This window comes from Pseudorhodobacter sp. MZDSW-24AT, assembly GCF_002794355.1.
In the GTDB taxonomy this organism is placed as follows: domain Bacteria; phylum Pseudomonadota; class Alphaproteobacteria; order Rhodobacterales; family Rhodobacteraceae; genus Pseudotabrizicola.
Genome location: NZ_PGOI01000007.1, coordinates 654,238 through 668,691, shown reverse-complemented (window position 1 = coordinate 668,691; position 14,454 = coordinate 654,238). Strand labels below are relative to the sequence as shown.

The 14,454-nt window shown below is 60.4% G+C and carries 11 protein-coding genes; 5 read left to right on the top strand and 6 right to left on the bottom strand.

All coding sequences use genetic code 11. The annotated features are described in order from the left end of the window. Window positions 1-894, bottom strand: coding sequence for a UTP--glucose-1-phosphate uridylyltransferase GalU (galU, locus tag CUR21_RS09265; protein ID WP_100196694.1), 894 nt, complete (start codon window positions 892-894; stop codon window positions 1-3). 150 nt (window positions 895-1,044) lie between these two features. Continuing rightward, window positions 1,045-1,842, bottom strand: coding sequence for a 3'(2'),5'-bisphosphate nucleotidase CysQ (gene cysQ / locus CUR21_RS09260; RefSeq protein WP_100196693.1), 798 nt, complete (start codon window positions 1,840-1,842; stop codon window positions 1,045-1,047). Between the two features lie 145 nt (window positions 1,843-1,987). Here cysQ and CUR21_RS09255 point away from each other — a divergent pair, with 145 nt between their 5' ends. Both CUR21_RS09255 and CUR21_RS09250 read left to right on the top strand, forming a co-directional pair. Further along, window positions 1,988-2,809: an ABC transporter permease gene (locus CUR21_RS09255; RefSeq protein ID WP_100196692.1), complete on the top strand. Its 822-nt coding sequence runs from the start codon at window positions 1,988-1,990 to the stop codon at window positions 2,807-2,809. Between the two features lie 38 nt (window positions 2,810-2,847). Next, on the top strand, window positions 2,848-3,411 hold the full coding sequence (locus tag CUR21_RS09250) for a COG3650 family protein (RefSeq protein WP_157791972.1): 564 nt from the start codon (window positions 2,848-2,850) through the stop codon (window positions 3,409-3,411). A gap of 77 nt (window positions 3,412-3,488) precedes the next feature. Here CUR21_RS09250 and CUR21_RS09245 read toward each other — a convergent pair whose 3' ends face one another. Beyond that, complete coding sequence (locus CUR21_RS09245) at window positions 3,489-4,610, bottom strand: hypothetical protein (RefSeq protein WP_100196690.1); 1,122 nt, start codon at window positions 4,608-4,610, stop codon at window positions 3,489-3,491. A gap of 302 nt (window positions 4,611-4,912) precedes the next feature. Here CUR21_RS09245 and dnaK point away from each other — a divergent pair, with 302 nt between their 5' ends. The 3 genes from dnaK (at window position 4,913) to radC (ending at window position 9,025) form a co-directional block, all read left to right on the top strand. Continuing rightward, complete coding sequence (gene dnaK, locus CUR21_RS09240; protein ID WP_100196689.1) at window positions 4,913-6,826, top strand: molecular chaperone DnaK; 1,914 nt, start codon at window positions 4,913-4,915, stop codon at window positions 6,824-6,826. 76 nt (window positions 6,827-6,902) lie between these two features. Continuing rightward, the gene (gene dnaJ / locus CUR21_RS09235; protein ID WP_100196688.1) at window positions 6,903-8,051 is read left to right on the top strand and encodes a molecular chaperone DnaJ; all 1,149 of its coding nucleotides are present in this window, start codon (window positions 6,903-6,905) and stop codon (window positions 8,049-8,051) included. A gap of 206 nt (window positions 8,052-8,257) precedes the next feature. Then, the gene (gene radC, locus CUR21_RS09230) at window positions 8,258-9,025 is read left to right on the top strand and encodes a DNA repair protein RadC (protein ID WP_100196687.1); all 768 of its coding nucleotides are present in this window, start codon (window positions 8,258-8,260) and stop codon (window positions 9,023-9,025) included. Here radC and CUR21_RS09225 read toward each other — a convergent pair. The 3 genes from CUR21_RS09225 to secA all read right to left on the bottom strand — a co-directional run bounded on the left by CUR21_RS09225 (window position 8,997) and on the right by secA (window position 14,357). Next, entirely contained in the window at window positions 8,997-10,505 is a 1,509-nt protein-coding gene (locus tag CUR21_RS09225) for a phosphate ABC transporter substrate-binding/OmpA family protein (protein WP_100196686.1), read from the bottom strand. The two genes, radC and CUR21_RS09225, sit on opposite strands and share 29 nt — an antisense overlap. Before the next feature lie 15 nt (window positions 10,506-10,520). Further along, window positions 10,521-11,516, bottom strand: coding sequence for a hypothetical protein (locus tag CUR21_RS09220; protein ID WP_100196685.1), 996 nt, complete (start codon window positions 11,514-11,516; stop codon window positions 10,521-10,523). A 141-nt stretch (window positions 11,517-11,657) separates the two neighbouring features. Next, a complete protein-coding gene (secA, locus tag CUR21_RS09215; protein ID WP_100196684.1) occupies window positions 11,658-14,357 on the bottom strand; it encodes a preprotein translocase subunit SecA in 2,700 nt (899 codons plus the stop codon). Window positions 14,358-14,454: the final 97 nt, after the last annotated feature.

Sequence of the window (14,454 nt, the reverse complement as noted above, 5' to 3'; positions counted from 1 at the left end):
TTATTGCGCGGCTTTCTGCAGTGCGACCATATCGTTCAGATACACCCCGAACTCATCCCGCAGATCCGGGCGGGCCAGACCAAAGGCCACGGTGGCCTGCAGGAAGCCAGCCTTGGACCCGCAGTCATAGCGCTGCCCCCGGAAGCGATAGCCATAGACCTTGCTTTTGCCGATTTCCTCGGCGATCGCGTCGGTCAGCTGAATCTCACCGCCCGCACCCTGCTTGATGGAGTTGAGGTTCGTCAGAACCTCGGGCGACAGGATGTAACGGCCGATGACGGCAAGGTTTGAAGGGGCAGTGCCCATCCGCGGCTTTTCCACCATGCCCTTGGCTTCGACAATCGAGCCCATGTCATTGGCGATGTCCAGAACCCCATAGGAAGAGGCCTTTTCAGGCGCCACTTCCATCGCGGCCACCATGTTGCCGCCGGTTTCGGCATAAGCTTCGATCATCTGCTGAAGGCAGGGCTTTTCCGCTGCGATCACATCATCGGGCAACAGCACGGCAAAGGGCTCGTTTCCGATCAGCCGACGGGCGCACCACACCGCATGTCCCAGACCCTGCGGCCGGTTCTGGCGGATATAGGCAATGGCGCCGCTGTCCATGTTGGTGTCCTTGAGCACCTCAAGCAGCTGATCCTTGCCCGCCTTGCGCAACGCCGATTCGAGCTCGGGCGCCACGTCGAAGTAATCTTCAAGCGCCGACTTTCCGCGGCTGGTCACAAAGATGAACTCCGTGATGCCCGCAGCCCGCGCCTCATCGATCGCATACTGGATCAGGGGGCGGTCCACCAAGGTCATGATCTCCTTGGGGATTGACTTGGTGGCCGGCAAGAACCGCGTCCCAAGCCCTGCAACCGGAAAGACTGCTTTGGTCACTTTCTTATGCTTCATAGCACTCGCTCTGTTTGAATGGCCGTCACGACAACGGACTATTTAATTTAATGTACATCAATTAGCGGGCCGAAAAATGGCAAATCCATGACTTCGCCAGCAGCAACCCCAGAAGACATACAAAAAGATAAAAATACGTTACGCATTTGCTTAGCCTTGATGCAATACAACCCCAGGGGCATAGGCGATAAAGAACGGATTGTCCCAGCCTTGCTTGCCATAGGTCAGCGGCCTGTGGTCATCAAAGCGCACCACATGCCCGCCCGCGCCGCGCAACACCGCATCTCCGGCGGCAGTGTCCCATTCCATGGTGCGGCCCAGACGCGGATAAAGATCGGCCTCTCCCGTCGCAACAAGGCAGAACTTCAGGCTGCTGCCCGCGCTTGTCATATCCTTGACCGCATAACGGGCAATATAAGAATCGGTGGCCGCATCGCGGTGTGATTTGGAGGCAACGACCATCAGCCCGCCATTGTCCGGCGCCGAGACAGCAAGCGGCGTGACCGGGCCGATGCTGTCCTTGGCAAAGGGGCCGGTTTCTTCCACGGCGCGCCCATCGGCCTGCGTGTAAAACAAACGCCCTTTGGCCGGTGCGTAAACCACCCCCCGCAAAGGAATGCCATTTTCGACATAGGCGATGTTCACAGTGAAATCGCCCCGCCGCTGCACGAATTCCTTGGTGCCATCCAGCGGGTCGACAATCAGAAAGGTGCTGGCCTCAAGGCTGTGGCTTTCGGCCTGCTCTTCCGTGATCAGAACCAGCTCTGGATAAGCCGCGCACAGGCCCGCCGAGATGATCGCATCGGCCGCCTCATCCGCTTCTGTCACCGGGCTGGCATCGCCTTTTGATTTCACCTCGAAATCGGGGCTTTCATAAACCGACATGATCTTGTCGCCCGCCTCAAGCGCCAGACGGCGCATGGTGCGCGTCAAATGGTCGAAATCCAAATTCGCCTCCCGTCCGTGCGCCGATCAAGGCACAACAGTTGCTTAAAATATCTGCTGGCCTTATCATCGCCTTAAAGGAAACATCAAGATTTCCGCTGTTATGGTAGGGGGTTCCCGCCGGACCCCTCAAGAGGACAGGGCAGAAATGTTCCGACCTGTGGTGAGAAAGACGCCGGGCCGCAGCGCGTTTGCGATGCTGGAGCTTATTTTCCACGCAACGGTCCGGTCCATTCGGCGCAGCCACGGCAATGCCGTGATCGGCCTGCTGCTGAACATCCTGCAGACGGTCATCATGGTGGTCGTGTTTTATGTGATGTTCGACCTGCTGGGTTTGCGCGGCAATGCCATTCGCGGCGACTTTCTGCTTTATGTGATGTCAGGCATCTTTCTGTTCATGACGCACACCAAGGCGGTGGGTGCCGTGGTCAGCTCCGATGGCCCCACCTCGGCAATGATGAAACATGCGCCGATGAACCCGATCATCGCGATTGCCGCCGCCGCGCTCAGCGCGCTTTACATCCAGATCCTTTCGGCAGGCGTGGTGCTGTTCATCTATCATGCGGCGTTCACCCCGATCACCCTCTTTGATCCGGTCGGCACCATGGGCATGCTGTTTCTGGCATGGGGCAGCGGCGTCGCGGTTGGCATGGTTTTCAAGGCGGCGATGCCGTGGCAGCCGGAATTCATCGGCATCTTGTCCACCATCTATCAGCGCGCCAACATGATCGCCTCGGGCAAGATGTTTGTCGCCAATGCCATGCCCACCTATGTTCTGGCCTATTTCGACTGGAACCCCTTGTTTCACATCATCGATCAGGCGCGGGGCTTTATCTTCCTGAATTACAACCCGCATTACAGTTCGATCCGCTACGCGGTGACGGTGATGGTGATCTGCATCCTGATCGGGTTGATGGGTGAATTCTACACCCGCAAACATGCATCCAGCAGTTGGGGGGCCAAGCGGTGATCCGTGGGAGTGTCGTCTTTTTGATCTGCCTTTGCCCCATGGGCGCACTGGCACAACCTTTTCCGGCCAGCTTTGAAGTCAGCGGAGTGGCGGCAAATGATGTGCTCAATGTCCGGTCAGAGCCGTCGACCCGCGCCGATGTGGTGGGCGAGCTTGGGCCCTTCACGCTTCACATCGAAGTGCTCGGCCTGTCGGAGGATAAGAAATGGGGCAAGATCGGCATGCCCGAAGGCAATGGCTGGGTGTCGATGGCCTATCTGAACCCGACAGAGCAGGACGATCCTTTTGCCGTGCCGCGTCCCCTGTCGTGTCTAGGGACAGAACCCTTCTGGTCGGTCAGCCTTTATCCGCGTGGCGCGGAATACAATTCACCTGATACCGGCGCGGTGCCGATGACGGTTACCCAAGAAGCGGTGGCGGATCAGGGTTATCTGATCAGTCTGGAAGAAGGACCGACCCTGAACCGCACCCTGATCATCACACGCGAAGCCTGTTCAGACGGAATGTCTGACCGCGCATTCGGGTTTTCCACGCGCATGTTCACCGAAGCGCCGGATGGCAATTCGGCCCTGCAAGGCTGCTGCACGCTCGACCATCGGTGATTTGGCGCCAGACTCGCGCGGGGGTCAGGGGCCTTTTGCAAGGCCCCTGATCGGCTGTCGGCGCGTGATCCGCCGGATCAGGCCGCATAGCGCAACAGCGCGGCCACGGCGCCCTTGCCCGGAACCTCATCCTGCCGCACGGCCAGCACGGTGCCGCCGGTCGTGATCACCCGAGCGGCGATCTCGTCAATCACGCCATGGGTCTTGGCACTGGCCTCCTTGGCAAAGGTCACGGCACCTGTCGTTTCATCCACCGTGCCCGGCACGACATGGTCGATATCGACGAACAGGGTGTCGACCGCGCCGAAAGTCGCTGCCTTTGCGACCTCCTCCACATCGGTCAGCGCCCGCCCTTCTCCCGCAAGCGCGGCAAAGCGGTCTTGCAAATCGGCAAGGGCCTTGGCCTGTTCGGCGTCCAGAATTGGCCGGGCCGCGCTGTCCAGTTGCGCCGCGGTCATGTTGGCCGGGCTCGTCCTGATCGCATCCTCGACAAGAGTGTCCTGTGTGGTCACCGAGCGGAACATCGACAACAGCGGCTCCGTCGCCGCAAGAATCAGCGGCTCGTCGCGCCCCGCCAGAACCGGGCGCAGCGCCTCATCGATCTTGCGGCAATAGGCGCGCAGCAAGACATTCTGGCCTTCAGCGCCCCCGATCCGCCCAGAATAGCTGCGCGAATTCACATTCGCCGTGCCATTGGCCGAGGCCGCGTCTTTCGGAAGATCAGCCACCCGGCGCTCCTGCGGCGGCAGATCGGCAAAGACCTCGATCAGGCGCACGTCATTTTCGGCGAGCGCAAGCACAAAGGCATGGTTGAGGCCAGACACAGCCCGAAGCAGGGGTTTGGTGAAATAACGGTCGCCCACATGCACGCCCTCGCTCAGCCGGTTCGGCACCCGGAAGGCCCGCAAGCGGTCTGGGCTGACAAACACAGCAAGGCTGTTCGCCTGCTTGCTCCAGAATGCATCATCATCCAGCAGGTCATTCACCTGTTCAGAGATTGGCCAGATCGCGCGCTTGGGCGTTGCGGCGGCCTCAAGCTGAGCCTCCGCCTCCTTCAGCAGGTTGCCCAATATGGTGCGGGCCTGACCGATGTGCTGCGTTTCCGGCGTGGTTGGAACATAGAAAGAAACCAGCGCATCCCCCCGTGCCGCAATCAGTGTGTCAATCTGCGTCTTGGTCGGAATGTCGACATGAAGCATCAATACATCCTTCTTCTCGTTGAAAATCCATGACAAACCAACGCCCGCGCGCGCCTGCTGTTCCTCCCCTGCGACAGGATGACCCGTCCGCCACCCTCCGGCGGCGGCCCGCGCAAGGCCGGACGGGATGCGAAAAATTAGCGACACGGGGGCCGGAGACCCTGTTGCAGGCAAAATGACCGGCACCTATATACAGCACGCAACGGTAACTCGGGATCCACCGATTTCGCCGCACGCTCCATGGGCAAGGGTGCCGCATCGGGCCCGCGCCAAGACCATCGCCTGTAGAAAGGGATCAAAACATGGCCAAAGTCATCGGTATCGACCTTGGAACAACCAACTCTTGCGTCGCCATCATGGATGGGTCGCAGCCCCGCGTGATCGAAAACTCGGAAGGTGCACGCACCACGCCGTCCATCGTGGCGTTCACCGAAAGCGAACGCCTTGTGGGTCAGGCCGCCAAACGGCAGGCCGTCACCAACGCCAGCAACACCATTTTCGCGGTCAAGCGCCTGATTGGCCGCCGCTTTGATGATCCGGCGATCCTCAAGGATCAGAAGAACATGCCGTATAAGGTCGTCAATGGCGGCAACGGCGATGCTTGGGTCGAAGTGCGCGGCGAGAAGTATTCGCCCAGCCAGGTGTCCGCGATCATCCTGCAAAAGATGAAGGAAACCGCGGAGTCCTACTTGGGTGAAACCGTCACCCAAGCCGTGATCACCGTGCCCGCCTATTTCAATGACGCGCAGCGTCAAGCCACCAAGGATGCGGGCAAGATTGCCGGTCTGGAAGTGCTGCGGATCATCAACGAACCCACCGCTGCCGCTCTGGCCTATGGTCTGGACAAGAAGGAAACCAAAACCATCGCGGTCTATGACCTTGGTGGCGGCACCTTCGACATCACCATTCTGGAAATCGACGATGGCCTGTTCGAAGTGAAATCCACCAACGGGGATACCTTCCTCGGCGGGGAAGACTTCGACATGCGCATCGTGTCCTATCTGGCCGAGCAGTTCAAGAAAGAGCATGGCGTCGACCTGACGCTGGACAAGATGGCCCTTCAGCGCCTGAAAGAGGCGGCGGAAAAAGCCAAGATCGAACTGTCTTCGTCCAGCCAGACCGAAATCAACCAGCCGTTCATCTCGATGGACAAGACCACCGGCCAGCCGCTGCACCTTGTGGTGAAGCTGACCCGTGCCAAGCTGGAATCGCTGGTGGATGACCTGATCAAACGCTCGATGAAGCCATGCCAAGCCGCGCTGAAAGACGCCGGTCTCTCGGTGGGCGACATCGACGAGGTGGTTCTGGTCGGCGGTATGACCCGCATGCCGCGCGTGATCGAAGAAGTGACCAAGTTCTTTGGCAAAGAGCCGAACAAGGGCGTGAACCCGGATGAAGTGGTTGCCGCCGGCGCCGCCATTCAGGCAGGCGTTCTGCAAGGCGACGTCAAGGATGTGGTTCTGCTCGACGTGACCCCGCTGTCGCTGGGAATCGAGACGCTGGGTGGTGTCTTCACCCGCCTGATCGATCGCAACACCACCATCCCCACCAAGAAAAGCCAGATCTTCTCGACCGCGGAAGACAATCAGAACGCCGTGACGATCCGGGTGTTCCAGGGTGAGCGTGAGATGGCGGCCGACAACAAGATGCTGGGCCAGTTCAACCTTGAAAACATCCCGCCCGCCCCGCGCGGCATGCCGCAGATCGAGGTGACCTTCGACATCGACGCCAACGGCATCGTGTCGGTGAAAGCCAAGGACAAAGGCACCAACAAGGAACAGGCGATCACCATTCAGGCCTCGGGCGGCCTGTCGGATGAGGACATCGAAAAGATGGTCCGCGACGCCGAAGCCAATGCCGAGGCAGACAAGGAACGCCGCGAGCTGGTGGAAACCAAGAACCAAGGCGAAAGCCTCCTGCACTCCACGCAGAAGTCGCTCAAAGAGCATTCTGACAAGGTGGATCCAAGCACGGTCGAAGCCATCGAGCTTGCGATGCAGCCGCTGGAAGAAGCGCTGAAGGGCAACGATGCGGGCAAAATCCGCTCGGGCATCCAGAACCTGACCGAAGCCGCCATGAAGCTGGGCGAGGCGATCTATAAAGCCAGCCAAGCCGAAGGCGACGCGGACGGCGCAGATCCAGACCGTCCTCGTGACATTGACGAAGATATCGTCGATGCCGACTTCGAGGATTTGGGCGAAAACAAGCGGAAGTAAGACCGCAGGACACGGGAAAAGGGGGCGGTCCGGCAACGGACCGCCCCTCTCCGGTTCGGGAAAGGGGTTCTAACCCATGGCAAAACGCGACTTTTACGATGTTCTGGGCGTGCCCAAGGGCTCTTCGGCAGAAGACCTTAAAAAGGCCTATCGGTCGAAAGCAAAAGAGCTTCACCCAGATCGCAATTCAGACAATCCCAATGCAGAAGCCCAGTTCAAGGAAGTGAACGAGGCTTATGAGGTTTTGAAGGACGCCGACAAGAAAGCGGCTTATGACCGCTACGGCCACGCCGCCTTTGAAGGCGGCATGGGCGGCGGGCGCGGCCATCCGGGCGCTGGCGGCAATGGAGATTTTGCCTCCGCCTTCTCGGATGTGTTCGAAGACTTGTTCGGCGATTTCATGGGCGGGCGCGGCGGCGGCGGCGGTCGTTCGCGCGCACAGCGCGGCTCTGACCTGCGTTACAACCTGCGCATCTCGCTGGAAGAGGCGTTCAAGGGCATCCAAAAAACCATCAACGTGCCCACCTCCACCGCTTGCGAAGTCTGCCGGGGCTCGGGTGCCGAAGGCGGCGCCGAACCCACCACCTGCCCCACCTGTTCGGGCATGGGCAAGGTGCGCGCGCAACAGGGCTTTTTCACCGTCGAACGCACCTGCCCCACCTGCAATGGCATGGGCCAGATCATCAAGAACCCCTGCCGTGCCTGTGGCGGCCAAGGCCGGGTCGAGAAAGAGCGTGCGCTTTCGGTGAACATTCCCGCCGGGGTGGAAACCGGCACCCGCATCCGGCTCGCCGGTGAGGGTGAGGCAGGCTTGCGCGGCGGCCCGTCCGGCGACCTCTATATCTTTATCGAGGTCAAGGAACATGCCCTGTTCCAACGCGATGGCGCGCATCTCTATTGCCGGGTTCCGGTCAGCATGGCCACGGCCGCGATCGGCGGCGAAGTCGAAGTGCCAACGATCGATGGCGGCCGCAGCCGTGTGAAAGTCCCGGCGGGGGCGCAATCGGGCAAGCAACTGCGTCTGCGCTCAAAGGGCATGCCTGCCCTGCGCGGCGGCGGCGTTGGCGATATGCTGATCGAACTCGCGGTGGAAACGCCGGTGAACCTGACCTCCCGGCAGAAAGAGCTGCTGCGTGAGTTTGAAAAGCTGTCGGAAGAGAACAACCCCGAAGGCTCTTCCTTCTTCTCCAAGGTCAAGGGTTTCTGGGACGGCATGAAAAGCTGACCCCCGATCTTGAAGCGCGGACACAGGCCCCGCCGGGAAACCGGCGGGGCTTTTCTTTTGCCTGCCCGCCACGCCTTTTGCCGGCATGTCATGACGTGAACCATACCTTGGCCATACGCGCCCCAGACGTGGATCAGACGCGCCTTTTGCGGCGCACGGCGCCTCTGTTAACGCTTTGTTCAGCAAGCCCTGCCACCCTGCCCGTCATGGCACAGCACGGATTTCACGACCGCTCCCTCCCTCTGTTCCCCGCTGACGGGGATACGGATGAAGCCGCACCATCGCCTCTGCCCGCAAAGCTGCCGTCCTACATCGCCGATCACCGCAAACGCCTGCGCGATCGCTTTATGGCAGGCGGCGGCGCGGCGATGCCCGATTATGAACTGCTTGAATTGCTGTTGTTTCGCGCCATTCCGCGGCAAGATGTCAAACCGCTCGCGCATCTGCTGATCGACACATTCGGCGACCTGAATCGTGTGATCTCTGCACCGGTGCCGCGCCTTCAATCGGTCAAAGGGGTGGGGGAAGCCGTTGTTTGTGAACTCAAAATCTTCGAATCGGTCTCTCAGCGCATGATGCGGGCGCGCGTGATGCACCGGCAGGTGTTGTCCTCATGGGATGCGCTGCTGGACTATTGCCACACCACCATGGCGCACCGCGAAACCGAACAGTTCCGCATTCTGTTTCTGGATCGCAAGAACACCCTGATCGCCGATGAAGAACAGGCCCGCGGCACGGTCGATCATGTGCCTGTCTACCCGCGCGAAGTGGTCAAGCGCGCGCTGGAGCTGAACGCTTCCGCATTGATTTTGGTGCACAATCACCCGTCCGGTGACCCAACTCCCAGCAGCGCCGACATCACGATGACGCATCAGGTGCAAGAGGCGTGTCAGGTCCTCGGCCTCACCCTGCATGACCATCTGATCATCGGCAAAAGCCGCGAACTCAGTTTTCGGTCGGGGGGGTATCTGTAAAAACAGGCTTCAGCCAAACCTCCACCCGCCGGTTCAGGCGACGCCCCGCCTGCGTTTCATCGCAGGCCATCGGCATGGCTTCGCCAAAAGCCATCACCTGCGGCAAATCCCCCGCTGCCACGCCCGCCTCTGCAAGGGCCGTCAACACACCTTCGGCCCGAACCTGGCTGAGCGACAGGTTGGCAGCGGCCGCGCCGCTGCCATCCGAAAACCCTGCCAGCACCAGTGCATGATTGCGAAACGTGCCAACCTCGATCAGGCGCGCCAGATCGGCAAGGTTGTCGCGCGAATGGGCGTCAAGTTGGCTCGCACCATCCTCAAAGCGAAAGGTAAGCGACAGGCGATCCGCCCCATTCATTGCGGCGGCAAGGCGCTGCAAATCGGCCAATGTCGTCTCTTCGCCTGCGCCTTGAATGGCATTGATCAGGCGCAGACCATCGGCCGTCAGCGGCTGCCGTTCGGGCTGGCGGTCGATCCAACCTGCCGCCGCGACAGCCGATTGCGCCTGTGGCGTCTCAAGGTAGGTCAGAAACTCGCGCAAAAACAAGGGCAAGCGCCGCTTGGGCGTCAGGAGATAGATCGGAAGCGACAGCGGATAATCTTCCGCCTTGACCGCCAGCGCAGAGGGCAAAAGCGGAAAGCCGCAACTGTCGGTCAACGGCAAGCTGCGTGCCCCTGCCACAGCAGCGCGCAACGTCATGGCGATGGACCATGGGTCGCGCTCGACCGCAGCAGCCAGAGACGCGACATCGTCATGCCGCACCTGCGCCAAGACCTCTCGCCCCAAACGCGCACCAAGGGCCCGCTGAAGGGCTGCGTCCGCGCGCAATCCATGCAGGACCAAGGGCATGTCGGGGCCGCCCACCTCGGCCCAATTGCCCACCTCACCCGCCAGCACCCGCGCCAGATCGCGCGTGCTGATACGCGGCAAAGGATTGTCCGGCGCCACGATGGGCACCATCGCATCCAAGGCCAGGACCCGCGCGCCAAGATCGGGTTCTGTCATCGCCGCCAATATCACCTCGGCGCGCCCTGCCTGCACATCCTCCCGTGCCTCATCAGAGGTCGCCGCAGCAAAGTGGATCTCCGCCAAGAGCGCGCCGCCCTTGGGGTCGCTGACCGTGGCGCGATAGCCATCCTCTGCAACAGCGGAATAGGTCAGTCCGCGCGCCTCGGCAAAGGCCCGAATCAAGGGCGGCAGCAACGACTCGCCAATTCCGGGCAGCCCCACGATTCGAATGTTCGCCTTTGGCGCGGTCAGATCGGGGCATGCCGGCCCGTCGCAGATCACCCCGGCGGCATCAATGGTCAGCAGACCATACACGGTATCGATCCGGTAGAACTCACCGTCATAGCCTTGCAACGTGCCGGAAATCTCCAACCCGCCTTCGCGCGCCGACAGGGTGATGTCCTGCGCCCCGGCAGCGGCCGGAACAAAAAACGCGGCGAAACCCGCCGCGCACCAGAATTTTGCCCGCATGAACCTTGTGCCGCCCTATTCGTCTGCGATGGCGAGTGTCATGTCCTGCAGCAGGTTTTTCAATACAAGAATATCGCCGACAGCATCGCAGCCCGGCATCGCCAAGGTCAGGTCGGTCACCTCAACCGCTCCGCCAGTCGCTAGAATGGCCTCCCCAAGGATTTCGCGATTGCAGGTGGATGGTGTGATCGCAGCCTCCAGCACCAGATCGACATTTGTGGCCGAGCCAAAGGTGTAAACCTCGGCCATAAGCGGCAAGCTGACCGAGGCATCGCCGAGAGTGACAACGCTGCCGGAATCGCCTGTGGGGCCTGTAGAGACCGCGGAGATGTGACCCGGCTGATTGTAACCTGCACCGTTTTCAAACGCATGCAATTGAAAGGAATCCTTATCCTGCCACTGCACGGCAAAGCGCTGCACAGACTGGAAATCTGCGATCGCAAGCGTGCCACGCGCGCTTTCGCCATCTGCGAATCCAGCTTCAACCTCTGCCACCGGCGTGAGAGCCGGCAGCGTGGCAGAGAGCGCACCACTGGCAGAGGTCCGGCCAGTGATGGCAAGCCCCGCATGCCGCAACACCACACGTTGATCCGGGTGGCAGGGCGCCAGCAGCGAAACACCGATTAAGGCATTGGGCTGTGCCAAAAGCTCAAAGCTGATCTGGCAATCCGGCATCTGCTCTGGCGCAGGCAAAGATGGCGTCGCAATCGACGATTCGGCTTCGACTGCGGCCAGACGCTCGGTCGGTGCGAAATCTTCTGTGGGCGATGCTTCTGAAAGCGGAGGCACCACCATGGGGGCGGCCTCAAGCGGCGCTGCAGGAGCGTCCACCCGGGGTGGCGCTGCCCGTTGGTCAGAGGGGCCAGCAGCCACCGGTTTGACTTCGGAGACAATCAGATCGGCAGGTTCTGCTGCCGCGCGCTCACCAGCCTTCTGCTGAACGTAATGACCCGCACCCAAAGCAACCGCGCCTGTCGCGATCACCAATGTCAGTCTGCGTTGCAGGATCATACGCGCCTCCGGCCCTTTTGACTGAGGGCATCTTGACGGCGAAAGCGGGCCAATCAGTGGCAGATTGGGGGAATGTTTCCACCATAAGTGTCAGAAATGGGGCAGCACCGGCTGCCCCACTCAGGTCAACTGCGGCGCGGATCAGACGATCCGGCCATGGCAGTGCTTGAATTTCTCACCCGATCCACAAGGGCAAAGATCGTTTCGGCTGGGATTGCCCCAAGTTGCCGGGTCGTTCTCATCAAAGCCGGGCAAACGCGCGGGCGGCGCCTCGGCGGGCGCAGGAACAGGTTCGGCGGCAGCCGTCGCGGCCTGCTGCTGCGCGCGGACCTGCGCCATCATCTGCTCTTGCTCTGCTTGGGTCAGCGGACGGATCGCGGCCAGCTTTTGCGTCACCTCTTGGCGCAGCGAGTTGAGCATTGATTCAAAGAGCGCAAAACTTTCGGTTTTATACTCGTTCAAAGGGTCGCGCTGTGCATACCCACGGAAGCCGACGACCGAACGCAGATGCTCCAGCGTCAGCAGATGCTCACGCCATTTGCCATCAATGGATTGCAGCAAAACCTGCTTTTCGATCGAACGCATGGTCTCGGCGCCAAAGGCCTCGGTCTTATCGGCCATCGCCTTTGCCGTGGCTTCGGCCAAACGCTCCTTGATCACATCCTGATCAACGCCTTCTTCGGCAGCCCATTCGGCGAGCGGTGCGTCGATGTTCAGCTTTTCGCGCACCGCCTGAACCAAGGCGTCGACATCCCAAGCATCGGTGTAGGATTTTGGCGGCATGTGAAGGTCGACCAAATCCTCGATGACCTGCAAGCGCATGTCTTCGGCGATTTCTGCGACATCTTCGGCTTCCATGATTTCAAGCCGCTGGCCAAAGATGGCCTTGCGCTGATCGTTCATCACGTCGTCGAACTTTAGCAACTGCTTGCGAATGTCGAAGTTGCGCCCCTCTACCTTGGCCTGCGCGCGTTCCAGCGATTTGTTGACCCATGGGTGAACAATCGCCTCGCCTTCCTTCATCCCCAGTTTTGACAGGACGGCATCAAGCTTTTCCGAGCCGAAAATGCGCATCAGATCGTCTTCCAGCGACAGGAAGAAGGAAGAGCGCCCCGGGTCGCCCTGACGGCCCGAGCGGCCGCGCAGCTGATTGTCGATCCGGCGGGATTCGTGGCGTTCGGTGCCCAAAACGAACAGCCCACCTGCCGCAATCACCTTGGCCTTTTCTTCGGCATGTTCGGCCTCGATGCGCTTGCGCACGTCATCGGGGTTAAGATGCGGGTCAGCGGCGATGGCCTGCATCACCTTCATCTCGACGTTGCCGCCCAGCTGAATGTCGGTGCCGCGACCGGCCATGTTGGTGGCGATGGTCACCGCACCAAATCGGCCGGCATCGGCCACGATCTGCGCCTCTTGCTCATGTTGGCGCGCATTGAGCACGTTGTGCGGCACGCCCGCAGCCTGCAAAAGGCCTGACAGAAACTCAGACTTTTCGATGCTGGTGGTGCCGACAAGGATCGGTTGACCCTTTTCATGCGCTTCCTGAATGGTCTTGACGACACCTTCATACTTTTCGCGCGCGGTGCGGTAGACCTGATCGTGATCATCTTTGCGCGCAACCGGGCGGTTGGTGGGCACTTCCACCACGCCAAGCTTATAGATTTCCATGAATTCTTCAGCTTCGGTCGCGGCGGTGCCCGTCATCCCTGCAAGCTTATTGTACAGCCGGAAATAGTTCTGGAACGTGACGCTGGCCAGCGTCACGTTTTCCGGCTGGATCTGCACGCCTTCTTTCGCCTCAATCGCCTGATGCAAGCCATCCGAGAGGCGGCGACCGCGCATCATGCGGCCGGTGAATTCGTCGATCAACATCACCTCGCCATCGCGGACGATATATTGCTGATCCTTGGAGAAGAGCTTGTGGGCACGCAAAGCTTGGGTCACGTGGTGCACCAGCGTGGTGCTTTCCGGGTCATAGAGGTTCTGGCCTTCGGGCAGCAAGCCCGCGCTGCGCACCAGACCTTCGATGAACTCGTTGCCCTCGTCGGTATAGGTCACGTTGCGCGTTTTCTCATCCAGCTTGAAATGCGCATCGGTCAGACTCGGGATCAGGGCATCGACCTTGATGTAAAGTTCAGACCGGTCCTGCGAAGGGCCGGAAATGATCAGCGGGGTCCGCGCCTCATCCACCAAGATCGAGTCGACCTCGTCGACGATGGCAAAGAAATGGCCGCGTTGCGCCATGTCTTCGATGCTGCCCTTCATATTGTCGCGCAGGTAATCGAAGCCCAACTCGTTGTTGGTGGCATAGGTGATGTCGCAGCGGTAGGCGGCCTTTTTCTCGGCATCGGGCTGATAGGGATAGACCACGCCAGTGGTCAGCCCAAGCGCACCATAAACCTTGCTCATCCATTCGGCATCGCGCTTTGCCAGATAATCGTTCACGGTGACAACATGCACGCCCTTGCCCGCCAGCGCATTCAGATAAGCCGGGAACGTTGCCATCAGCGTTTTGCCTTCGCCGGTTTTCATCTCGGCGATGTTGCCTTGGTGCAGGAAGATGCCGCCCTTGAGCTGCACATCAAAGGCACGCAGGCCAAGCGCCCGCTTGGCGCCTTCGCGGCAGTTGGCAAAGGCTTCGGGCAAAAGCGCATCGAGGCTTTCACCCGCCTGCGCCCGCTGCGACAGCGCCCGTGTTTTTTCCTTCAGACCTTCGTCGCTGAGCGCGGCGAATTCCGGCTCTAGCGCGTTGATCTGTGCGACCAGCGGGCGAACCGATTTGACCTTGCGATCGTTTGGCGTACCAAAGACCTTACGCGTTAGCGAACCCAGACCCAGCATATGTTCTCCGTGGGTATTCTTGACAGGATCGTGTGAGCCAAGGGCCTTGCCCGCCCCCAATGCCTTCCATAGAAAGCGCAAGAAGGCCGGCCGGCCC